General features: G+C 65.5%; 16 protein-coding genes and 1 riboswitch. Of the genes, 14 read left to right on the top strand and 2 right to left on the bottom strand.

Annotation, left to right across the window (positions count from 1 at the left end):
• Window positions 1-90: 90 nt before the first annotated feature.
• Entirely contained in the window at window positions 91-1968 is a 1878-nt protein-coding gene (thiC, locus tag J2W94_RS15695; RefSeq protein WP_310095461.1) for a phosphomethylpyrimidine synthase ThiC, read from the bottom strand.
• Window positions 1969-2034: 66 nt separating this feature from the next.
• A riboswitch (TPP riboswitch) is annotated at window positions 2035-2140 on the bottom strand.
• A 121-nt stretch (window positions 2141-2261) separates the two neighbouring features.
• On the opposite strand from thiC, the gene J2W94_RS15690 reads away from it, so the two are divergent.
• The 14 genes from J2W94_RS15690 (at window position 2262) to glpK (ending at window position 21993) form a co-directional block, all read left to right on the top strand.
• A complete protein-coding gene (locus J2W94_RS15690) occupies window positions 2262-4175 on the top strand; it encodes a CASTOR/POLLUX-related putative ion channel (RefSeq protein WP_310095458.1) in 1914 nt (637 codons plus the stop codon).
• Window positions 4176-4462: 287 nt separating this feature from the next.
• Window positions 4463-4675, top strand: a complete 213-nt coding sequence (locus tag J2W94_RS15685; protein ID WP_310095455.1) for a DUF6229 family protein — start codon at window positions 4463-4465, stop codon at window positions 4673-4675.
• An 85-nt stretch (window positions 4676-4760) separates the two neighbouring features.
• Window positions 4761-7589: a type 2 lanthipeptide synthetase LanM family protein gene (locus tag J2W94_RS15680; protein ID WP_310095453.1), complete on the top strand. Its 2829-nt coding sequence runs from the start codon at window positions 4761-4763 to the stop codon at window positions 7587-7589.
• A gap of 406 nt (window positions 7590-7995) precedes the next feature.
• Window positions 7996-9735, top strand: a complete 1740-nt coding sequence (locus J2W94_RS15675) for a dihydroxy-acid dehydratase (RefSeq protein ID WP_310095450.1) — start codon at window positions 7996-7998, stop codon at window positions 9733-9735.
• Window positions 9736-9791: 56 nt separating this feature from the next.
• Window positions 9792-10814, top strand: coding sequence for a ketol-acid reductoisomerase (gene ilvC, locus J2W94_RS15670; protein ID WP_310095447.1), 1023 nt, complete (start codon window positions 9792-9794; stop codon window positions 10812-10814).
• Window positions 10811-12562 carry an acetolactate synthase 2 catalytic subunit gene (gene ilvG, locus J2W94_RS15665; protein ID WP_310095445.1) on the top strand — a complete coding sequence of 584 codons (1752 nt, stop codon included), beginning with the start codon at window positions 10811-10813 and terminating at the stop codon, window positions 12560-12562. The genes ilvC and ilvG overlap by 4 nt, the downstream gene beginning before the upstream one ends.
• Complete coding sequence (locus tag J2W94_RS15660; RefSeq protein ID WP_310095442.1) at window positions 12546-12809, top strand: ACT domain-containing protein; 264 nt, start codon at window positions 12546-12548, stop codon at window positions 12807-12809. The genes ilvG and J2W94_RS15660 overlap by 17 nt, the downstream gene beginning before the upstream one ends.
• 75 nt (window positions 12810-12884) lie before the next feature.
• A complete protein-coding gene (locus J2W94_RS15655; protein ID WP_310095439.1) occupies window positions 12885-14015 on the top strand; it encodes a threonine dehydratase in 1131 nt (376 codons plus the stop codon).
• Between the two features lie 5 nt (window positions 14016-14020).
• Window positions 14021-15589, top strand: coding sequence for a 2-isopropylmalate synthase (locus J2W94_RS15650; protein WP_310095640.1), 1569 nt, complete (start codon window positions 14021-14023; stop codon window positions 15587-15589).
• A gap of 215 nt (window positions 15590-15804) precedes the next feature.
• Entirely contained in the window at window positions 15805-17226 is a 1422-nt protein-coding gene (gene leuC, locus J2W94_RS15645) for a 3-isopropylmalate dehydratase large subunit (protein ID WP_310095436.1), read from the top strand.
• Window positions 17226-17807 carry a 3-isopropylmalate dehydratase small subunit gene (gene leuD / locus J2W94_RS15640; protein ID WP_310095433.1) on the top strand — a complete coding sequence of 194 codons (582 nt, stop codon included), beginning with the start codon at window positions 17226-17228 and terminating at the stop codon, window positions 17805-17807. The genes leuC and leuD overlap by 1 nt, the downstream gene beginning before the upstream one ends.
• Complete coding sequence (leuB, locus tag J2W94_RS15635) at window positions 17797-18885, top strand: 3-isopropylmalate dehydrogenase (RefSeq protein ID WP_310095430.1); 1089 nt, start codon at window positions 17797-17799, stop codon at window positions 18883-18885. Before leuD ends, leuB begins: the two co-directional genes overlap by 11 nt.
• A 321-nt stretch (window positions 18886-19206) precedes the next feature.
• A complete protein-coding gene (locus tag J2W94_RS15630; RefSeq protein ID WP_310095428.1) occupies window positions 19207-20223 on the top strand; it encodes a M23 family metallopeptidase in 1017 nt (338 codons plus the stop codon).
• Window positions 20224-20487: 264 nt separating this feature from the next.
• Window positions 20488-21993 (top strand): glycerol kinase GlpK, encoded by a 1506-nt coding sequence (glpK, locus tag J2W94_RS15625; RefSeq protein WP_310095425.1) that lies wholly within the window; start codon window positions 20488-20490, stop codon window positions 21991-21993.
• Window positions 21994-22122: 129 nt separating this feature from the next.
• Here the strand turns inward: glpK and J2W94_RS15620 are convergent, their stop codons facing one another.
• Complete coding sequence (locus J2W94_RS15620; RefSeq protein ID WP_310095423.1) at window positions 22123-23046, bottom strand: methyltransferase domain-containing protein; 924 nt, start codon at window positions 23044-23046, stop codon at window positions 22123-22125.
• Window positions 23047-23293 lie beyond the last annotated feature (247 nt).

Genomic DNA, 23293 nt, shown 5'->3' with positions numbered 1-23293 from the left:
ACCTATCACCGGTTCATTCGTCCTTGGTGAAGGTACGCAGGAGGCCGGGGAAGAGTCGCAACCCTTCCCCCGCTCTGTTAAGCCCTGCGTTCAGCCCTGGCGGTAGACCTGTGCGCCTTGCGCCCGGAATTCCGCCGACTTCTCCGCCATGCCTTCCTCCAGCGCCGCCGTTTCCTCGACCCCGTGTTCGGCCGCATAGTCGCGTACGTCCTGGGTGATCTTCATCGAACAGAAGTGCGGGCCGCACATCGAGCAGAAGTGGGCCAGTTTGTGCGCGTCCTTGGGCAGGGTCTCGTCGTGGAATTCCTTGGCCTTCTCCGGATCCAGGCCCAGATGGAACTGGTCCTCCCAGCGGAACTCGAAACGCGCCTTGCTCAGCGCGTTGTCGCGCACCTGCGCGCCGGGATGGCCCTTGGCCAGGTCCGCCGCATGCGCGGCGATCTTGTAGGCCATGATGCCGTCGCGCACGTCCTGGCGATTGGGCAGGCCTAAATGCTCCTTCGGCGTCACGTAGCAGAGCATCGCGGTGCCGAACCAGCCGATCATCGCCGCGCCGATCGCCGAGGTGATGTGGTCGTAGCCCGGCGCGATATCGGTGGTCAGCGGCCCCAACGTGTAGAACGGCGCCTCGCCGCATTCGGCCAGCTGCTTGTCCATGTTCTCCTTGATCATCTGCATCGGCACATGGCCGGGGCCTTCGATCATGGTCTGCACATCGTGCTTCCAGGCAATCTTGGTCAGCTCGCCCAGCGTTTCCAGCTCGCCGAACTGGGCCGCGTCGTTGGCGTCGGCGATGCAGCCCGGACGCAGACCGTCGCCCAGCGAGAAGGCCACGTCGTAGGCCTTCATGATTTCGCAGATGTCCTCGAAATGCGTGTAGAGGAAATTCTCCTTGTGGTGGGCCAGGCACCACTTGGCCAGGATCGACCCGCCGCGCGAGACGATACCGGTGACGCGCTTGGCGGTCAGCGGCACGTAGCGCAGCAGCACGCCGGCGTGGATGGTGAAATAGTCCACGCCCTGCTCGGCCTGTTCGATCAGGGTGTCGCGGAAGATTTCCCAGGTCAGCTCTTCGGCGCGGCCGTCGACTTTTTCCAGCGCCTGGTAGATCGGCACGGTGCCGATCGGCACCGGCGAATTGCGGATGATCCACTCGCGGGTTTCGTGGATGTGCTTGCCGGTGGACAGATCCATGACCGTGTCGCCGCCCCAGCGGATCGACCATACCAGCTTCTCCACTTCCTCGGCGATTCCCGAACTCACCGCGCTGTTGCCGATATTCGCGTTGATCTTGGTCAGGAAGTTGCGGCCGATGATCATCGGCTCGCTTTCGGGGTGGTTGATGTTGTTGGGCAGGATGGCGCGGCCGCGGGCGATCTCGTCGCGCACGAATTCCGGAGTGATGAACTTCTGGATGCTGGCGCCGAACGACTCGCCCGCGTGCTGTTTCAGCAGCAGCGCATCGCGCACCGCGTCCAGGCGCTGGTTCTCGCGGATGGCGACGTATTCCATTTCCGGGGTGACGATGCCCTTGCGCGCGTAATGCATCTGGCTGACGTTGGCGCCCGCTTTGGCCACGCGCGGCAGCGTGCGGCCGGGGAAACGCACCGCGTCCAGGCGCGCATTGGTCTCGCGGCCGCGGCCGAATTCGGAACTCAGTTGCGGCAGCAGCTCGGTATCGCCGCGTTCTTCGATCCACTTCGCACGCAAAGCGGGCAGGCCGGTCGACAGATCGATGCGCGCGTCCGGATCGGTGTAGGGACCGGAAGGGTCGTAGACGGTAATCGGCGGATTGTCTTCGCCGCCGAACAGAGTCGGCGTCTGCGATTGCACGATTTCGCGCATCGCGACCTGCAGGTCCGGGCGCGAACCCTGCACGAAGATCTTGCGCGACCCGGGAATAGGCCGGGTCACGGATTCGGAAAGCTGGTCGGTCTGCTGCAACAGCGAGGAAGGCACTGCGTTCATGGCGTTCGTCCAAAGGAATGCGGGACGAAGCGGCGGCGCATGGACGGCAGGCGATCGCGGGGATCATGGGCGTCCTGCGAAGCTTCCCTACGCCGGTCTTAACCGGATCAGGTTCGAAGGGTCTGTCTCAACCGCCGCACCCGTCGGGCCGGCGATACCCCCGCTTCGAGGCGAATTAGACCACAAACCGGCAGCCATGCGGCGGGCTGGAGCCCGCCCTATGCCTAGGCAACGACCTTGCCCTGCGGCGACAATCGGCCTTACTTCCTCTCTCGGGCAACTCGCCTTCCGCTATGTCCGCACCCACCCGCATCACTTGGCGCGACCGCCTGCGTTATCGCTTCGAAAACACGTTGTCCCGGGGAACCATCGCCATCATCGGTTGGCTGGCGCTTATTTCTCTGAGCATCGTGCTGTTGGCCGCCATCGTCCTGGCGCTGTTGGGTGTCGGCGCGGATCCAGGCGATCCCGGCAGCCGGCTGGGCCTGGTCGAAGGCGGCTGGCAGAGCCTGATGCGCACCCTGGATCCGGGCACGATGTCCGGCGACGAGGGTTGGACCCTGCGCATCATGATGCTGCTGGTGACCCTGGGCGGCATCTTCATCGTCAGCATGCTGATCGGCACCATCACCTCCGGTTTGGAATCCCGGCTGGGCGAGCTGCGCAAGGGCCGCTCGCGCGTCGTCGAATCCAACCACACGCTGATCCTGGGTTGGTCCAGCAAAGTGTTCTCGATCATCGGCGAACTGATCATCGCCAACGAGAACCAGAAGAACCCGCGCATCGTGATCCTGGCCGACCGCGACAAAGTGGAGATGGAGGACGATATCCGGGCCAAGTTCCCCAACACCAAGAATACCCGCGTCATCTGCCGCAGCGGCGACCCGCTGGACATGGACGACCTGGCCGTCGTCGATCCGCATGCGGCGCGCTCCATCATCGTGCTGGCGCCGGCCACCGACAATCCCGACATCCACGTGATCAAGTCGGTGCTGGCCATCACCAACAATCCGCACCGGCGCGAAAGCAGCTACCACATCGTCGCCGAAATCCGCGAACCGCATAACCTGGAAGCGGCCCATCTGGTGGGCGGCGACGAAGCGGTTTTCGTACAGGGCTCCGACCTGATCGCGCGCGTCACCGCGCAGACCTGCCGGCAGTCGGGTCTTAGCGTGGTGTACACGGAACTGCTGGATTTCGACGGCGCCGAGATCTATTTCACCGAGGCGGCCGGACTGGGCGGCAGGACCTATCGCGAAGCGCTGTCGAACTACGAGGATTCGGCCGTGATCGGGGTGATGCGCACCCACGGCAAGGTGCTGATCAATCCGCCGATGAACACCATCCTGGCCCGCAACGACAAGATCATCGCCATCAGCGAAGACGACGACACCCTGATCCAGTCAACGTCGCCCCCGCCCAAACCGGATGCGAGCGCCATCGCCGACAAGGAGAAAGCGGAAGCTTCCCCGGAACGCACCCTGATCCTGGGCTGGAACGACAAGACCGCCGCGGTGATACGCGAGCTGGATAACTACGTCGCGCCCGGTTCCGAAGTGACCGTCGTGCGCCGCTCCGATATCGGCGAGCCGGACTGGCAGGCACTGGCGGCGGAACTGCAGCGCCAGCGCCTGCAGGTGATCGAAGGCGACATCGCCAGCCGCGCCATGCTGGACGCCGTGCGGGTCGCCCAGTACCACCACATCATCGTCATGAGCTACAACCAGCTGCCGATCCAGGAAGCCGACGCCCAGACCCTGATCAGCCTGCTGCATCTGCGCAACATCGCCGAAGCCAGCGGAAAACCGCTCAACATCGTCAGCGAGATGATGGACCTGCGCAATCGCGCGCTGGCCCAAGTCGCACGCGCCGACGATTTCATCGTCAGCGATTCGCTGGTCAGCCTGATGCTGTCGCAGCTTTCGGAGAACAAGCATCTGGACAGCGTCTTCCGCCAGCTGTTCAGCGCCGAGGGCTCGGAGATCTATATCCGTCCCGCCAGCGAATATGTGCTGCCGGGCAGACCCGTGGATTTCTATACCGTGATCGAGGCCGCGGCGCGGCGCGGCGAAACCGCGATCGGCTATCGCCTGGCCGCGCATAGCGACGATCCCGGCCGCGGCTTCGGCGTCACCGTGAACCCGACGAAATCGCAGCGGGTCGGTTTCTCCGAACACGACAAGATCATCGTGCTGGCCGAGGATTGACCGACTAGGGATGAGGCCCGCACGGCGCTGCGGCATCGATGCGGTTTTATGCTGCACCGCAACACGCAAAACAGCGGCAGCGCGCACGGAACGGGCTATGCGAAGCGCATAGCGTAGCCATGCGGCATCGCTCGCCTTCGCATTCCGATTTCGGCTTACCGACACGGTTCCCCGTGTGTAAGCGGCTCTTGTGGGTCTACGAAGCAGGCGCTTTGCGGAGCGGAGGGAAGCCGCGATTGAAATCCATAACTGAAGTCATGGGTCCAACATCAACAAGGAGAGTAGCTATGCAGCAGAATGACGACGTCATTTCGGGTTGGCTCAACGGTTCGGACAGCATCGATGGCCTGGATAATCCGGCCGGACCGCTCTATATCGAAGGCCAAGCGGCCACCGAAGCGGCGCTGACCGATCTCGGCATGCGTGCGACCGTTCTGGGTTGCGCCACCTTCGTGGGTGGAACCACCTGCAGTTACAGCGGCGGTTGCCTCTGTTGCTGATCGGTGCGGCAACGACGCGCAGCCGGAATGCGCTGCGCGCCGTTGCATTGAAGGCCCCTGCAAGCTGGATAAGTAACGGCCCAGAATGAGCGAACCCGGCGCACCGGATGCATTCATCCGCATCATCGACCACTTCACCGCTCCCGCACGCGCCCGACTCGCCGGATCCTTGTCGGGACTTGGCCGCGAGGAAGCGGCGCTGGCCCAGGCGGTAGCCGACGAAGCGCTACGGCATAGCGCGCGTCTCAAATTGAACCGCGTATTGCTGCTGGAGCTGCACGCGGCCGCGCGCGCGGGCGAACTCACCGCCGAAGACGATGCCGGACGCTTCGCCCAGTTCATCGAACGCTCGCTGCGTCCGGAATTCGTCGAACACCTCGATCGGCGTTACCCACCGCTGCTGCGACGCCTGCGACGGGCGCTCGACCAGCAGCGCGGCGCGATCGAAGCGCTGCTGACCCGCTTCGTCGCCGACCGCGAAGCGTTGGAGCACCTGCTTGGCCGCCCTGCCGGGCGCCTGATCGGGCTGTCTCTCGGCCAAGGCGATCTGCACGCCGGCGGTCAGACCGTGGCGCGCCTGGCGCTCGAAGGCGGCACGGTGATGTACAAACCTCGTTCGCTGCGTATCGACACCGTGCTCGATTCGTTTCTCGCCAGGGTGTTCGGCGATGGCCCCGACCGGGTCCGGGTCCCCCCGGTCATCGACCGTGGCGATTACGGTTGGGCGGCCTTCGTCGCTCATCGCTACTGCGATGGAGAAGCGGAACTCCAAACCTTCTATCGCGGACTCGGCCATTGGCTCGCCGTGCTGCGCCTGCTTGGCGGCACCGACATCCATTTGGAGAACTTGATCGCGGTCGGTCCGGTGCCGGTGATCATCGACGTGGAAAGCCTGTTCGAGGCCGCGTACGAATCGGCGCCGTCGCCTCATGGCCGGGCCTACGACTCGGCCCTGATGCTGATCCGCAACTCCGTACTGCGCACGGGCATCGTGCCGTTTCGCACGCCTGCGCTCGGCCTGGATGGCGTGGATATTTCCGCGGCAGGCGCGTTGCCCGACCAGCAACCGCAAGTGCATGCGCCGGTGATCGTCGACGAGGGCACCATGCGAGCGCGGCTTGAGGTGGTGAATGTGGATGTCGCGATGGCGCAGAACCATCCCGGCCCCAACCCCGATGTCTCGTTGTACTGGGATCAGATCAGCGAAGGGTTCCTCGACGCCACCGCGCGGCTGCGCGCACTGAACGACGACGATCGCCTCGCGTCTTCGCTCGCCGCGTTCGAGGGATGCCGCGTGCGCGAGATCCGCCGTGCGACCAAGGCCTATGTGGAGATCGGCCGCATGCTCTGGCACCCGGCATCGCTGCACGACGAGGCGGCGGCGATCGAACGCGCCCGCGACCTACTGTCGCGCAACGCCGCCGCGTTCGCCGGCGCGCCCTCCGCCGCCGCCGAGATCATGGCCGAGATCGACGACTTGCGTCATGGCGATGTGCCGATCTTCGCCATGCCGTTGAGCCGGGCGCGGATAGACGCGGTTTTCGCCGATTGGCGGGCCATGCGCATCGATCTGGAGGAACTCACCATCCGCAGTTCCCTGGTTGCGACCGATCTCAACCAGCGCATGCGCGACCGAGAACAAGAACGCAGCGGGCATCTGTACGCCGCACGCAATCCGCATGCGGACCGGTTGGAGGCGCGTCGTCGCAAGCTCGCCGCCGATGCGGTGGCGCGCTTGCTGCGGCTGGCGATCAGAGGAGACGACGGCACCACGACCTGGATCACGCCGGAAATCAATCGCAGCGGCTGGCTCGTCCAGCCGGTGCAGCCCGACCTCTATTTCGGCCTTGGCGGCATCGCGGTCGTGCTTGCCGGATATTCGAGCGAAGTAGAGAGCGGTCGTGCCGATGCGGTCGACGGCGTAGAGGAAGCGCTTGCGGGAGCATTGCGGGTGTTGCGGACGATGGCGGCAGCCGAGAAACCGGCGACCGTCGGCGGATTCTCTGGCTACGGCTCGCAAATATGGACCTGGCTGGCGCTGCACGATCTGCGCCACGAACCGGACATGCTGGCCTGTGCGATCCGGCACGCCGAGGCGTTGGAGCGCGAAGGCTTCGAGGGCGACGATCGATTCGACATCGTCGACGGCGCCAGCGGCGCGATCGTTCCGCTGCTCGGGCTCGCCGAAGCCACGGGGGACGCACGCTGGCTAGCGCTCGCTTCGCGCGCGGCGCAGCGGCTAGAACAGGCCGCGATCGTGGACGCGAAGGGCGCGCGCTGGCCGACGGCGGGCTCGGATGAACCCTCAAGCGGATTCGCGCATGGCGCCACCGGCGTGGCGTGGTCGCTGGCCCGGCTGGTGCTATCGGGCGCCGGCGCCGAAACCGATCGCGCGCGCTGGCAGGCGCTATCCGACGCCGCGTTCGCGTTCCAGGAGCGCTTCTACGACGAAGCGCTGGGCAACTGGCTCGACGCCCGCAATGAAGACCGGGAAGCCAGCTTCCACACCTGGTGCCACGGCAGCGTCGGCATCGGTCTTGCCGCAGGCGACCTGTATGCGCATACGCGCCATCCGCGCCATCTGTTGACCTTGCGCAGGTCGGTGGCTACCGCGCGGGGCATGTGGGGATCCAGCCACACGCTTTGCCATGGCGACATGTCCTTGCGGGAACTGTTCGCGCGCGCTGCGTCGCTGGACCCGGAGGGCTGCGCATCCGACCCTGACGAACCGACCGCCCAGATCGTTTCCTCCATCGAAGAACACCGCGGCATGGTGGGTGGCCTGACTCGCGCCGCCTTCACTCCAGGGCTGATGACCGGGCTGGCCGGTGCAATCCACGGTCTCAACCGTATGCATCCGGACTGCAAGCTCGCATCGCCACTGTTGCTCGAACGACGCCGCCGAGCGGCGTAGGCGGCGCCGAACGATGTTCCTCACCATCGCCGATGGGAATCGCAGTTGGCTTTAATTCGTTGCCGATGAAACCTTCTGATACCCATCGGCCGCCTAGAACCTGGCGATTCGCGACCTAGGAAAACAGTTGCACGCGAAACAGTCGCCTGATGCTTGACAGCCCCAGACAGGCATGTTTTCCTGCGTCCCATGTTGCAGCGCCACACACCCATGAATCACGACCTGACCGCACCCCGAGGCGCAGCGGCCTCGATTCTCGTACTCGTGCTTATTACCTCACACCAAGGTGCGGGACGAACCGGCGCGTAACTAGAAACAAGCCAGATTCGACGAAACCCCGCACTGAAAAGTGCGGGGTTTTTTGTTTTCAGAAGGTCAGAAGCCCAGCCACAGGATCCAGCGACGCATGCAAGACGACGGCAACCCAGCGAAGCGACGCAATAGCGATGCCATCAAGAGCGGCGTCGCCCACGCCCCGGCGCGCGCGATGCTGCGCGCCACTGGCTTGGACGATGCGGCCATCGCCAAACCGATGATTGCGGTGGTGCACACGTGGTCCAACGTGTCGCCGTGCAATCTGACCTTGCGCGAGTTGGCGCAACATGCCGGTGAGGGCATCCGCGCTTCCGGCGGCACGCCGATCGAGTTCAACACCATCGCCATCACCGACGGCATCGCCATGGGCAGCAGCGGCATGCGCGCTTCCCTGGCCTCGCGCGAAGTGATCGCCGATTCCATCGAACTGGCGGTCAGCGGCCATTGCCTGGACGGCGTGGTGTTGCTGTGCGGCTGCGACAAGACCATTCCGGCCGCGGCCATGGCGCTGGCGCGCTTGAACGTGCCCGGCGTGATCCTGTACGGCGGCACCATCATGCCCGGCAAGTGCAAGGGTAAGGCGGTCACCATCCAGGATGTGTTCGAAGCAGTCGGCGCGCATTCGGCCGGCAAGATCGACGATGCCGAATTGGCCGAAGTCGAAAAGGCCGCCTGCCCCGGCGCCGGCGCCTGCGGCGGCCAGTTCACCGCCAATACCATGGCCATGGTGCTGACCTTCCTGGGCGTGTCGCCGCTGGGATTGAACGATATCCCCGCCACCCACGCCGACAAGAACAAAGCCGCCTTCCAGTGCGGCCAAATGGTGATGCAGCGCCTGCAGGAAGGCGGCCCGCTGCCGCGCGACATCATTACCGCGCGCGCGCTGCGCAACGCCGCGCATGCGGTGTCGGCGACCGCCGGTTCCACCAACGCCGCGATGCATTTGCTGGCGATCGCGCACGAAGCCGGCGTGGCCTTCGACCTGGAGGAATTCCAGGCGGCCTCCTCCACCCCGGTGATCGCCGATCTGAAACCGGGCGGCCGCTACACAGCGGCGGAAATGTTCGAGCAAGGCGGCACCGCATTGGTGGCGCGCGAACTGAAAGCGGCCGGTTTGATCGAGGATATCCCCACGGTCACCGGCCGCAGCTTTTTCCAGGAGGTCGATGCCGCCGCCTATCCCGCGCAGCAGGATGTGGTGCGTCCGCTGTCCAACCCGATCAAGCCGCAAGGCGGCTATTCCATCCTGTACGGCGATCTGGCGCCGGAAGGCTGCATCCTGAAACTGGCCGGTCATGGCCGCAATCACTTCAGCGGCCCGGCCCGCGTGTTCGATTCCGAAGAAGCCTGCTACGCCGCCGTCGATGCGCGCCGCATCAATGCCGGTGACGTGGTGGTGATCCGCTTCGAAGGGCCGGTCGGCGGCCCCGGCATGCGCGAAATGCTGGCGGTCACCGCCGCGCTGGTCGGCCAGGGCTTGGGCGACGACGTGGCGCTGATCACCGACGGACGTTTCTCCGGCGCCACCCGCGGCTTCATGGTCGGCCACATTTCGCCGGAAGCGGCGCTGGGCGGTCCGCTGGCGAAGCTGCGCGAGGGCGACATCGTCAGCATCGACGCCGCCGGACGCACGATAGACGTCGCTGCCGACCTGTCGCAGCGCGAACCCGCGCGCATGGCGCCGCGCATCACCACCGGTGCGTTGGCCAAGTACGCGCGTAGCGTGGGCTCGGCATCGAAAGGCGCGGTCACCGCGCCCGGCCCGCTGGACGGCAAGACCATTCCCTCGATCACCACGACCACGTCGCGCGACGACCTGATCCTGGTCTGATTCTCTTTCGGCCTTTCGCTTTTCAACTTCAACTAAACCTCCGGGATACAAACGACATGACCACGCAGACCCTTCCGAACACCAAGATCGCCATCGTCGGCTACGGCAGCCAGGGCCGCGCGCACGCGCTGAATCTGCGCGAATCCGGTTTCGACGTCACTGTCGGCCTGCGCCCGGGCGGCCCGACCGAAGCCAAGGCCCAAGCCGACGGCTTCGTGGTGAAGACGCCCGCCGAGGCGGTGAAGGATGCCGACCTGGTCGCGGTGCTGACCCCCGACATGGTCCAGCGCAAGCTCTACGACGAAGTGCTGAAGGACAACATCAAGCCGGGCGCCTGCCTGCTGTTCGCGCACGGTTTGAACGTGCACTTCGACCTGATCAAGCCGCGCGAGGACATCGACGTGGTGTTGGTCGCGCCGAAGGGCCCGGGCGCGCTGGTCCGTCGCGAATACGAAATCGGCCGCGGCGTGCCCTGCATCTACGCCGTGTACCAGGACAAGAGCGGCAACGCCGAAGCGCTGGCGCTGGCCTACGCCGCCGGTCTGGGCGGCGCGCGCGCCAACATCATCAAGACCACCTTCAAGGAAGAGACCGAGACCGATCTGTTCGGCGAGCAGGCCGTGCTGTGCGGCGGCGCATCGTCGCTGGTGCAGGCCGGCTTCGAGACCCTGGTGGAAGCCGGCTACCAGCCGGAGATCGCCTACTACGAAGTGCTGCACGAACTGAAGCTGATCGTCGACCTGTTCTACGAAGGCGGCATCACCCGCATGCTGGAATTCATCTCCGAAACCGCGCAGTACGGCGACTACGTCAGCGGCCCGCGGGTGATCGACGCGGCCACCAAGGCGCGCATGAAGGACATCCTGACCGACATCCAGGACGGCACCTTCACCAAGAACTGGATCGCCGAGTACGAAGCGGGCCTGCCGAACTACAACCGCTTCAAGAAAGCCGACATGGAGCACCCGATCGAAGTCGTGGGCAAGAAGCTGCGCGCCAAGATGGTGTGGCTGTCGGCCAACGCCTCGCAGCCGGACGCCGATGACGCCACTTCGACAGAGAAGGCCGCCGCCGCATGAACGCAACCGTCGCCGCTGCCCCACGCAATGGCGCCCGCTGGCTGACCCAGGCGCTGGAGGCCGAAGGCGTGGAGACGCTGTTCGGTTATCCCGGCGGCACCATCATGCCGTTCTACGACGCGCTGGTGGATTCGAAACTGAAACATATCCTGGTGCGCCACGAACAGGGCGCGGCGCTGGCGGCGAACGGCTACGCGCGCGCCAGCGGCCGGGTCGGCGTGTGTGTCGCGACCTCCGGCCCCGGCGCTTCCAATCTGGTCACCGGCATTGCGGATGCGATGCTGGATTCGGTGCCGATGGTGTGCCTGACCGGACAGGTCGCCACCCATCTGATGGGCACCGATGCGTTCCAGGAACTGGACGTATTCGGCCTGACCCTGCCCATCGTCAAGCACAGCTACATCGTCCGGCGCGTGGACGATCTGCCGGAAATCGTGCGCGAAGCCTTCCGCATCGCACGCGAAGGCCGGCCCGGTCCGGTGCTGATCGATCTGCCCAAGGATGTGCAGGTCGCCGATGCCTCGCATCTGCCCGATCACGTGCCGGCCGCAGTCGAACCGCCGCCGGCGCCGGCGGATGCGGCGCTGGCCGAAGCATTGGCCGCGATCGCCGGCGCCGAGAAGCCGGTGATCTACGGCGGCGGCGGCATCGGTCTGGCCGGTGCGGTGGACGTGTTCCGCGAATTCGTCGAAGCCACCCAGATCCCCACCGTGCTGACCCTGCGCGGACTGGGTGCTTTGCCCGGCGGCCATCCCAGCTACCTGGGCATGCTGGGCATGCACGGCACTCGCGCGGCGAACATGGCCGTGCAGGAATCGGATCTGCTGATCGTGGTCGGCGCGCGTTTCGACGACCGCGCCACCGGCAAGCTGGCGGAATTCGCACCGTTCGCGCGCGTCATCCATCTGGATGCCGACGCCTACGAAATCTCCAAGCTGCGCACCGCCAACATCGCCCTGCCCGGCGATGTGGCCGCCGGCCTGCGCGCATTGGTCGGCGCGCGCAGCACCTGCGACGAGTGGCGCAAGCGCTGCCGCATGCTGGGCGAAAAGCACGGCTTCCGTTACGACGCGCCGGGCACCGACATCTATGCGCCTGCATTGTTGAAGCGCATGACCGAGCTGGCGCCGGACGATGCCATCGTCGCCTGCGATGTCGGCCAGCACCAGATGTGGGTGGCGCAGCACTGCAAGTTCAACCATCCGCGCAACCACCTGACCAGCGGCGCATTGGGCACCATGGGTTTCGGCCTGCCGGCGGCGATGGGCGCGCAATTCGCCTGCCCCGACCGCACCGTGCTGCTGGTCAGCGGCGACGGCAGTTTCATGATGAACGTGCAGGAACTGGTGACCATCGCCCGCTGCAAGTTGCCGGTGAAGATCGTGCTGCTGGACAACAGTTCGCTGGGCATGGTGCGGCAGTGGCAGGAACTGTTCTTCGCCAAGCGCTATAGCGAGATCGACCTGTCCGACAACCCGGACTTCGCGGCATTGGCCGAAGTGTTCGGCATTCCCGCCAAGCGCATCGACCGCCGCGACCAGGTGGAAGACGCACTGGCCGATCTGCTGGCCCAACCCGGTCCGGCGCTGCTGCACGTGGCCATCGACGTCAAGGCCAACGTATGGCCGCTGGTGCCGCCCAACACCGCCAACAGCACCATGCTGGACAGCAACCCGGCCGATCAGAGCGCGGCCGAATCCAATGCAACAGAGCCGCGAACGGAGTCCTCGCATGCGCTACCGGCTTGACCTGGTGCTGAAGCCCGCCGAAGGCGCGTTGACGCGCGTGATCGGCATGGCCGAGCGTCGCGGTTTCACCCCGTACTCCATCAACGGCGAACCGGCCAGCGAAGATGGCCGCTGGCGTCTGCAACTGGTGGTCGACGGACAGCGTCCGGCCGAAACCCTGCGCCTGCAGATGCTGAAGGTGTACGACTGCGTGTCGGTCGAGATCACCCCCGTCGAAACGACTGTACCTGTCGAGGCGCTGTCATGAACGGTCTGTCCGTGCATGCCGTGCATCGCCAGGTTCGGAGGCGTCTTCTTCAACCTCGGCCAATCGCGTGCGTCGATGCCTGACAGCAACCGCGCCAATGCCAGCAACGAACCGGACGTAGGCGACGTAGTCGTCACCGTGGCCGACGTGCTGGCGGCGCAGGCGCGTTTGCGGCGTTATCTGCCGCCGACGCCGATGCACCACGCCGAACGTTTCGGCGTGATGCTGAAACTGGAGAACTTGCAGCGCACCGGCTCCTACAAGGTGCGCGGCGCGTTGAACGCCTTGCTGGCCGCGCGCGAACGCGGCGACCAGCGCCCGGTGATCGCCGCTTCGGCCGGCAATCATGCGCAGGGACTGGCCTGGGCCGCCTATCGACTGGGCGTGCAGGCGATCACGGTGATGCCGCATGGCGCGCCGGAGAACAAGATCGCCGGCGTCGCCCACTGGGGCGCCACCGTGCGCCAGCACGGCAACAGCTACGACGAGGCCTATGCCTTCGCCCGCGAACTGGCCGCGCAGAACGATTACCGCTTCCTGTCCGCGTTCGACGATCCGGACGTGATCGCCGGCCAGGGCACGGTCGGCATCGAGATCGCGCCGCATGCGCCGGATGTGGTCATCGTGCCCATCGGCGGCGGCGGTCTGGCTTCCGGCGTGGCGCTGGCGTTGAAATCGCAGGGCGTGCGCGTGGTCGGCGCGCAGGTCGAGGGCGTCGATTCGATGGCGCGCGCCTTGAAGGGCGACAGCCGGCTGATCGATCCGGTGGCCAGTCTGGCCGACGGCGTGCGCGTCAAAGTCCCCGGCTTCCTGACCCGCCGCCTATGCGCCAGCCTGCTGGACGACGTGGTCATCGTGCGCGAGGCCGAACTGCGCGAAACCCTGGTGCGCCTGGCCCTGGAAGAGAACATCATCGCCGAGGGCGCCGGCGCGCTGGCCCTGGCCGCTGGCCGTCGCGTCTCCGGCAAGCGAAAATGCGCCGTGGTCTCCGGCGGCAACATCGACGCCACCGTGCTGGCCGGCCTGCTTTCCGACGTGCGTCCACGCGCGCCGCGCAAGCCGCGCCGGCGCACGCAGGAACTGCATCCGGTCGAACCGGGGCATTCCAAGGTCGAGTTCGCCCCCGTTGTCGAGCTACCCAACCCCATTACCGTCGACGCGCCCGTAGCGCGTCACACCGTCATTGAAGAGGAGTACACCTGGTGAGCGACATTCCCGTAACCCCCCCGGCCCAGGTCCCGGCTCAGGTCAGAATATTCGACACCACCCTGCGCGACGGCGAGCAGTCCCCCGGCTGCAGCATGTCGCCTTCGCAGAAACTGGTCATGGCGCGCGCGCTGGCCGAGTTGGGCGTGGACGTGATCGAGACCGGCTTCCCCGCCAGCTCGCAATCCGACCGTGAAGCGGCGGCGCTGATCTCGCGCGAACTGCGCGACACCACCCTGTGCGTGTTGTCGCGCTGCCTGCCGGGCGACATCGAAGCCTCGGCGCGCGCGCTGGACGGCACCGCGCGCCCACGCATCCACCTGTTCCTGTCCACCAGCCCGCTGCATCGCGAACACAAACTGCGCATGAGCCGCGAACAGGTGCTGGAAGCGGTGACCCGCAGCGTGACGGCGGCGCGTGGCTTCGTCGACGACGTCGAGTTCTCCGCCGAGGACGCTCTGCGCACCGAAGAGGATTTCCTGGCCGAGACGATCGCCGCGGCGATCGCCGCCGGCGCCGGCACCATCAACCTGCCCGATACCGTTGGCTACACCACGCCGACCGAGATCCGCGGCCTGTTCGAACGCATGATCGCCAACGTACCGGGCGCGCGCGAGGTCATTTTCAGCACCCACTGCCACAACGACCTGGGTCTGGCCGTGGCCAATTCGCTGGCGGCCATCGAAGGCGGCGCGCGGCAGGTGGAGTGCAGCGTCAACGGCATCGGCGAGCGCGCCGGCAACGCCGCGCTGGAAGAAGTGGTGATGAGCCTGAAGGTGCGCGGCGCGTACTTCAGCGCGGATACCCGCATCGACACCAACCGCATCGTGCCCACCTCGCAATTGCTGCAGCGCCTGGTCGGCATGCCGGTCCAGCGCAACAAGGCCGTGGTCGGCGCCAACGCGTTCGCGCACGAGGCCGGCATCCACCAGCACGGCATGCTGCGCCATCGCGGCACCTACGAAATCATGCGCCCGGAAGACGTGGGCTGGCCGTCCTCGCAGATGGTGCTGGGCCGCCACAGCGGCCGCGCCGCGGTGGAGCAGCGCCTGCGCGCGCTGGGCTATCTGCTGGAGGAGCCGGAACTGGATCTGGTCTTCGCCTCGTTCAAGGCCTTGTGCGAGAAGCAGCGCGTGGTCCACGACAACGACCTGCAGACGCTGATGCAGGACGGCGCGGACAGCGAGGGCTACCGTCTTTCGTCGATGACCGTCAGCGATGCCGGCCATCGCGCGCGCGCGACCGTTGAGTTGTCCGACCCCGATGGCGATCGCGTGTTCGAAACCGCCGAGGGAGACGGCCCGGTCGACGCGCTGTTCGCGGCGCTGGCCATGGCCACCGGCGTCGACCTGGTGCTGGAAAGCTACCAGGTGCACAGCGTCGGCCTGGGCCGCGATGCGCGCGGTGAGGCCAACCTGAGCGTGCGCTACGAGGGCGAGGAATACGACGGCACCGGTACCAGCAAGGACATCATCGAAGCTAGTGCGCTGGCCTGGCTGGACGTGGCCAACCGCCTGCTGCGCACGCGCGGCAAGGCGAAGGCGAAATCCAAGTCGGAAATGGCGGCGGCGTGATGTCGTTCATCGCTCCGAACGTTTTCGATGTCATCCCAGCGGCTTTCAACAGCAAAGCTGGTCAAGCTGGGATCCATCTTGATCTTGCTTTCGATTGGAAGGCAGGACAGCAACGGCAAAGTCAAAATGGATCCCAGCTTTCGCTGGGATGACGAATACTTTCAGATGCCGTCGCAAGACTTCAACCGATCGCAGCTCCAACGGAAAAACAAAGCATGAGCTCCACTCCCCGCACTCTCTTCGACAAACTCTGGGACGCGCATGTCGTCGTTCCGGAAACCGACGCCGCGCCCGCGGTGCTGTACATCGATCTGCACCTGATCCACGAAGTCACCTCGCCGCAGGCCTTCACCGAACTGCGCGCGCGCGGCATCGCACCGCGCCGGCCGGACCTGACCAAGGCGACCATGGATCACTCCACGCCGACCACGCCTGCCGACGCGCAGGGCAAATTCCACTACTACACCCAAGCCTCCGAGAGCCAGGTCGACACGCTCGCCAGCAACTGCGCCGAGTACGGCATCGAACTGTTCGACATGCGCTCGGCCGAACGCGGCATCGTCCACGTGATCGCGCCGGAACTGGGCCTGACCCAGCCCGGCATGACCATCGTCTGCGGCGACAGCCACACCTCCACCCACGGCGCGTTCGGTTCGCTGGCCTTCGGCATCGGCACCAGCGAGGTCGGCCACGTGCTGGCCACGCAATGCCTGCTGCAGCGCAAGGCCAAGACCATGGCGATCACCGTCGACGGTCCGTTGGCGCCGGGCGTCGGCGCCAAGGACGTGATCCTGCACATCATCGGCGTGATCGGCGTCAACGGCGGCACCGGCCACGTGCTGGAATACCGCGGCTCCACCATCCGCGCGATGGACATGGAGCAGCGCATGACCCTGTGCAACATGTCCATCGAAGCCGGCGCGCGCGCCGGCATGGTCGCGCCGGACGAGGTCACCTACGCGTGGATGGCGAACACGCCGCGCGCGCCCAAAGGCGCTGCATTCGAGCAGGCCAAGGCGCGCTGGTCGCAGTTCAGCAGCGACGAAGGCGCGCGCTTCGACCAGGAAGTGAGCATCGATGCGCGCGACATCCGCCCCACCCTGACCTGGGGCACGCATCCGGGCACCGCGATCGCGGTGGACCGGCCTATTCCCGCTGCGAAAGACACCGCCGCGCAGAAGTCGCTGGACTACATGCACTTCGATTCCGGCCATTCTCTGGAAGGCACGCCGGTGGATGTGGTCTTCGTCGGCTCCTGCACCAACGGCCGTCTCAGCGATATGCGCGAAGTGGCCACCGTGCTGCGCGACCGCCGCGTCGACCCGCGTGTGCGCATGCTGGTGGTGCCGGGCTCGGAACTGGTCAAGCGCCAGGCCGAGGCCGAAGGCATCGACAAGATCGTGCGGGCCGCCGGCGCCGAATGGCGCGAGCCGGGCTGCTCGATGTGCATCGCCATGAACGGCGACCTGGTCGCGCCCGGGCAACTGGCGGTCAGCACCAGCAACCGCAATTTCGAAGGCCGCCAGGGCCCGGGTTCGCGCACGCTGCTGGCTTCGCCGATGACTGCGGCGTGGGCGGCGGTGAACGGCAAGGTTTCCGATCCGCGCGAACTGTTCGCACACCGGGAGGTGGCGTGATGTCCGCCTTCGCCGCCCTCACCTCGCGCAGCGTGGTACTGCGCCAGAGCAACATCGACACCGACCAGATTATCCCCGCGCGGTTCCTGTCGACGACCGAGCGCGCTGGCCTGGGCAAGCACGCCTTCAACGACTGGCGCTGGCAGGCCGACGGCTCGCCCAATCCGGACTTCGCCTTCAACCGGCCGGAGAACGCCGGCCGCGCCATCTTGCTGGCCGGCGCCAACTTCGGCTGCGGCTCCTCGCGCGAGCACGCGCCATGGGCGCTGACCGACCTGGGCCTGCGCGCCATCGTCAGCAGCGAGATCGCCGACATCTTCCGCAACAACTCGCTGAAGAACGGCCTGCTGCCCATCGTGCTGGACGAGGAGATCGTGCAGTCGCTGATGCAGCGCCCCGACGACGAACTCACCGTCGACATCGCCGCGCGCGAACTGCGCACGCCCGCCGGCGACGTACATCCCTTCCCGCTCGACGCCTTCGCCCGCACCTGCCTGATGGAAGGCGTGGACGAACTGGGCTATCTGCTACTGCGCGACCCGCAGATCACAAAGTACGAGGAACGTTTCCATGCAAGCTGAAATCGTAGTCCTGCCCGGCGACGGCATCGGTCCCGAAGTCACCGCCGCCGCCCTGTCGGTGCTGAAGACCGTGGCGCGCCGCTACGGCCACCAGTTCACCTTCAGCGAGCACGACATCGGCGGCATCGCCATCGACAAGCACGGCGACCCTCTGCCCGCTTCCACCCTGGCCGCCTGCAAGAGCGCCGACGCGGTGCTGCTGGGCGCGGTGGGCGGACCGAAGTGGTCCGATCCCAACTCCAAGGTGCGTCCCGAACAAGGCCTGCTGGCGCTGCGCAAAGGCATGGGCCTGTACGCCAACCTGCGCCCGGTGCGCCCGCATCCGGCCGCGTTGAACGCCTCGCCGATCAAGCCGCACCTGCTCACCGGGGTGGACATCATGGTGGTGCGCGAACTCACCGGCGGCATCTATTTCGGCGAGAAGACCCGCACCGCCGATAGCGCCAGCGACCTGTGCACCTATTCGACGGCGGAAATCGAACGCGTGGTGCGCAGCGCGTTCAAGCTGGCGCGCCAGCGCCGCAGCTACGTGGTGTCGGTGGACAAGGCCAATGTGCTGGAGACCTCGCGCTTGTGGCGCGACGTCACCGCGCGCATCGGCCGCGACGAGTTCCCCGACGTGAAGCTGGAGCACGTGCTGGTGGACGCGATGGCCATGCACCTGCTGGCGCATCCGCGCGAGTACGACGTGATCGTCACCGAGAACATGTTCGGCGACATCCTCACCGACGAGGCCTCGATGCTGGCCGGTTCGCTGGGCCTGCTGCCGTCCGCTTCGCTGGGCGACGGCAAGGCCGGCGTGTACGAACCCATCCACGGCTCGGCCCCGGACATCGCCGGCAAGGGCATCGCCAATCCTTACGCGACCATCCTCAGCGCGGCGATGCTGCTGCGCCATTCGCTGGGCCTGTTCGATGAAGCCGACTGCATCGAGCGCTCGGTCGACGGCGCGCTGAACTCGCACGCCTTCACCGCCGACCTGGCCAACAACGGCCGCAGCATCTCCACCGCCGCCGCCGCGCAGGCCGTGATCGAGCAGATGCAGGCCAATTGCTACGTGGCCGAGCTGCGCGACTGACCCTTCTCCAATAGGCGACGTGGGCGATCTGGGGGCGGCGTAGGAGCGACGTCCCCCAAGGGGACTTCCTTCGGGGCGTAAGTCGCGAAACGACGCTTTCAGCGTACCGGCTCCAGAGGCACATGGGGTTGGCCTTCGCGACTCACGTCGCTCCTACGCGCAGGCTGGCGCGGCCGTAACATATGGGGCCTGCGAATCCGCTCGCCACCAAGGAATCCAATGGGACGGCACCTGCTGCAACTGGCTCTCGTCTTTGCGTTCCTGATCCCTGCAAAGGCGGCCACTCCCCTACGCGAATCATTCGACCTGCAAATCCCTACCTTGCCCACACCTGTCGTGATCGAAGGCAGCCGGCAGTTGAGCTACGAACTACACCTGACCAACTTCACTAGCGAACCGCTATCGCCCGTCAGCGTCGAAGTGCTTGATGAAAAAGATCGCGTGCTCGCCAGCTTCAGCGGCACGGCGCTGACTTCGCGTCTTGCCCAAGGGGGCGGAGCCGCAGGCGCCACGATCGCGCCGGGCATGCGTGGCTTGATCTATCTGGAACTGGCGCTCCCTACTGACGCGCCACCACAGGCGTTGTCGCACCGAATTAAGTACCGCACTGCCGACAGCGGCCCCTTCGTCGTCGAAGGAGGAATCGTCTCGATCAACCAGGCCGCACCCCTGGTGCTGGGCGCACCGTTGCGCGGCGGCCCCTGGGCAGCGATCCATTCGCCAGACTGGCCACGCGGACACCGTCGCGTCCTCTACACCGTCGACGGACGCGCACGCATCCCCGGCCGCTTCGCCATCGACTGGGTGAAGCTGGACGACAGCGGCCGCACGGCGAACGGCGATGCCGACGTGGTCGGCAACGCCTACGGCTATGGCGCCGAGGTGCTGGCGGTCGCCGACGCGGTGGTGGCGGCCACGCGCGACGATATTCCGGAAAGCACCACGGTCGCCGCCCATCCCAAGCACGCCATCGGCGACGCCACCGGCAACTACGTCGCTCTCGACCTGGGCGATGGTCGCTACGCCTTCTACGAACATCTCAAGCCCGGCAGCCTGCGGGTGAAACCGGGACAGCGCGTCAAGCGTGGAAACATCATCGCCGCGCTCGGCTTCACCGGCGACTCCACCGGCCCGCATCTGCATTTCCATGTCGCCGACGCGAATTCGCCGTTGGGCGCGGAAGGCGTGCCGTTCGTATTCGAACGGTTCGAAGTGCTGGGTAGCTATCGGGATATCGGCGAGTTGGGTTCAAAGCCCTGGCTCCCGCGCGCGCCTAGTCAGACTTCGCGACGCGACGACGAAATGCCGGCCTCCAATGTAATAGTGCGATTCGAATAAACCCTTCTCCAGGCGGGAGAAGGTGCCCGAAGGGCGGATGAGGGGCAAACGAAGACACACTCTTCAAATATCCTCATCCAACAACAGGCGCGTTAGCGAATGTGGTGGCTGAGCCGCGCTTCCTACACACCTTCGTCGTTCGCCCCTCACCCGCCGCGCAAGCGCGTCGACCTCTCCCGCTGGGAGAGGTGAAAATCCTCGCTGCATCGCAATAACACTGACCCGCTAAGATTGCCCTCTAGTCCGTCTGCGGCAGATCCCAGCATGGTCAAACCCTATCTCCTCGCCATAGACCAAGGCACCACCAGCTCCCGAGCGATGCTGTTCGACCGCAGCGGCGCGGTGGTGGGGATGGCGCAACGGGAATTCGAGCAGTTGTTCCCGCAGCCGGGCTGGGTGGAGCACGATCCGCGCGAGATCCTCGGCAACGTGCAGAGCACGGTGGTGGAAGCGATGACGCGGGCGCACATCAGCGCGTCGGAGATCGCCGGCATCGGCATCACCAACCAGCGCGAGACCACGGTGGTGTGGGACCGCAAGACCGGCCAGGCCATTCACAACGCCATCGTCTGGCAGTCGCGGCAAACGGCAGAGATCTGCGAGCAGCTGAAAGCCGACGGCTATGCGGAACTGGTGCGCGAACGCACGGGTCTGCTGATCGATGCGTATTTCTCCGGCACCAAGGTCAAGTGGATCCTCGACCACGTTCCCGGCGCGCGCGCACGCGCCGAACGCGGCGAACTGCTGTTCGGCACCATCGACAGCTGGCTGTTGTGGAATCTTTCCGAAGACCGCACCCACGCCACCGACTACAGCAATGCCTCGCGCACGCTGATGTACGACATCCACAAGCGTCAATGGTGCCCGGACCTGTTGCGCATGCTGGAGGTGCCGGCGGCGATGCTGCCGGAGGTGCGTTCCAGTAGCGAGGTATACGCGCACACCGGGGCGCAGACGGTGTTCGGGCATCGGGTGCCGATCAGCGGCATGGCCGGCGATCAGCAGGCGGCGCTGTTCGGGCATGCGTGTTTCGAGCCGGGTATGGCCAAGAACACTTATGGCACCGGCTGCTTTCTGCTGATGAACACCGGCGACCAGGCGGTGCAGTCGAACAACGGTCTGCTGACCACGATCGCCTGGGGCATCGACGGCAAAGTGGAATATGCGCTGGAAGGCAGCGTGTTCGCAGCGGGTTCGGCGATCCAGTGGCTGCGCGATGGCTTGCGCATGCTGGGCAAGGCCAGCGATACGCAGGCTTATGCGGAACGGGCGCAGTCGACCGACGGGGTGTATTTCGTGCCGGCGTTCGTGGGCCTGGGCGCGCCGTACTGGCGCAGCGATGTGCGCGGGGCGATGTTCGGGCTGACGCGGGGGACGAACAAAGAGCATTTCATCCGCGCGGTGCTGGAGTCGCTGGCCTATCAGACGCGCGATGTGCTGACGGCGATGCAGGCCGATGCGGATCTGGTGCTGAAGGCGTTGCGGGTGGACGGCGGCGCGATCGCCAACGATTTCACCGCGCAGTTCCAGGCCGATCTGTTGGATATCGCGGTGGAGCGGCCGCAGGTGAAGGAATCGACGGCGCTGGGGGCGGCGTATCTGGCGGGACTAGCGGTGGGTTTCTGGGAGAGCCGGGAGCAGATCGCGCAGCAGCGGCAGGTGGAGCGGACGTTCGTGCCGGAGATGGGCGCCGAGCGCAGGGAGAAGTTGTACGCGGGATGGAAGCGGGCGGTGGAGGCCACCATGGTGTTTGGCGTAGGCGTAGGCTGATACCGCAGTCCTCAACACTATGGAGCGTGGTGAGCAACACGAACCACATCAACCCACTATCACCAGCTTCAGTACCCAACGACGCGAACGATACGGTGCGTCTGCAGCTTACTCCGTCTTACGGATGTCTCATCTGTGACGAACCATGATTCCGGCCGAAGTCGTGATATGCCCTGCCAGTAGTAGTTTCATGTGAGGTAGTGCATACGGAGGCACATCGACATGATGGTCGACCAGGTGCGTGTTCGGGCTGACTACAAACGGCATAGGCTGGTGGCCCAGTGATCGCAGGCGTTCGATCAACTCTTCGAAATCCCGGCGCCGATACAACACGGTGGGACCATCAGTCAGCGTTTCATCATTTGATGCCACGTTGTACTCAGTCGTATGCACCGCTATCCCGCCCGGTCGTAAGCGCTCGACGCTATTCACAACGAAATCCATGCCGGCCTGCAGGGACCCCAAGTGTTCGAAGCAGCACGACGACCACGTGAAATCGAACCTCGTCAAATCCGACGGTATGGCGTTCATGTCCGCGGGACGATGGGTTACCAGCCGATCGAAGTCTTCGTCCGAGACGATCCATGGCGCACGCAACTGGTCCCTGGAACTGCTGTGTTCGTTGGTTTCCCTCCATCCCATCTCGTCGCCGGGCGCGTCAGTCGCGACGACTTCGGCGCCGAAACTTGCGAACAAGGCGGGAAGCTGTTCGCGGCCAACGCCGAATCCAAGCCCGCGACTGCCCGGCACGACCAATCCGGATGCTAATAGATGATGGATGATGAACACCCACTCCCATTGCTTGCGATGCCATCGCGGGGTTTCATGCAGCATGTCGCAAATTTCGAGGTAACGCGGATGCGTCAAATCCACCGCCGCGCAAGTCGAATGCTCCATAAAGGGAGCATCCGAAGGTAGGCTGGGTCCTGTGGGTGGGACACGCCAACCTTGATCCCCCGCACGCACGTTCAGAGTGTCCAACTCCCGCTGGATATCTGCTCTGAGCTCCAGTCGTAGCTTGGCAGCAAGCACAGGTTCGATTTGGGCGAGCATTCTATTCCTGGCCGCTCGCCAGATCAGTCGCAACGGATTCTTTATCATTCCCGCACACTAGGGCATGTAGCAATCCTGATCAATCACCATTGCTTCTAGCGTCACAGATGGGCTCCGCTCTTTGCGAGCTAGGCCTCCGAATGGCTGGATAGCCGAATCCGTTTTTTTATCCCTGGGAGCACCTTCGGGTCAGTAAAGAGGCAGTGAACAGAGCGAACCGCATCGACCGCCAAGCCAATCGCCCCAC

The organism is Pseudoxanthomonas sacheonensis (assembly GCF_031455975.1).
GTDB classification, from domain to species: Bacteria; Pseudomonadota; Gammaproteobacteria; order Xanthomonadales; family Xanthomonadaceae; genus Pseudoxanthomonas_A; species Pseudoxanthomonas_A sacheonensis_A.
Note: the sequence above shows the minus strand (reverse complement) of the source record. Positions and strands in the feature narration are given on the sequence as shown.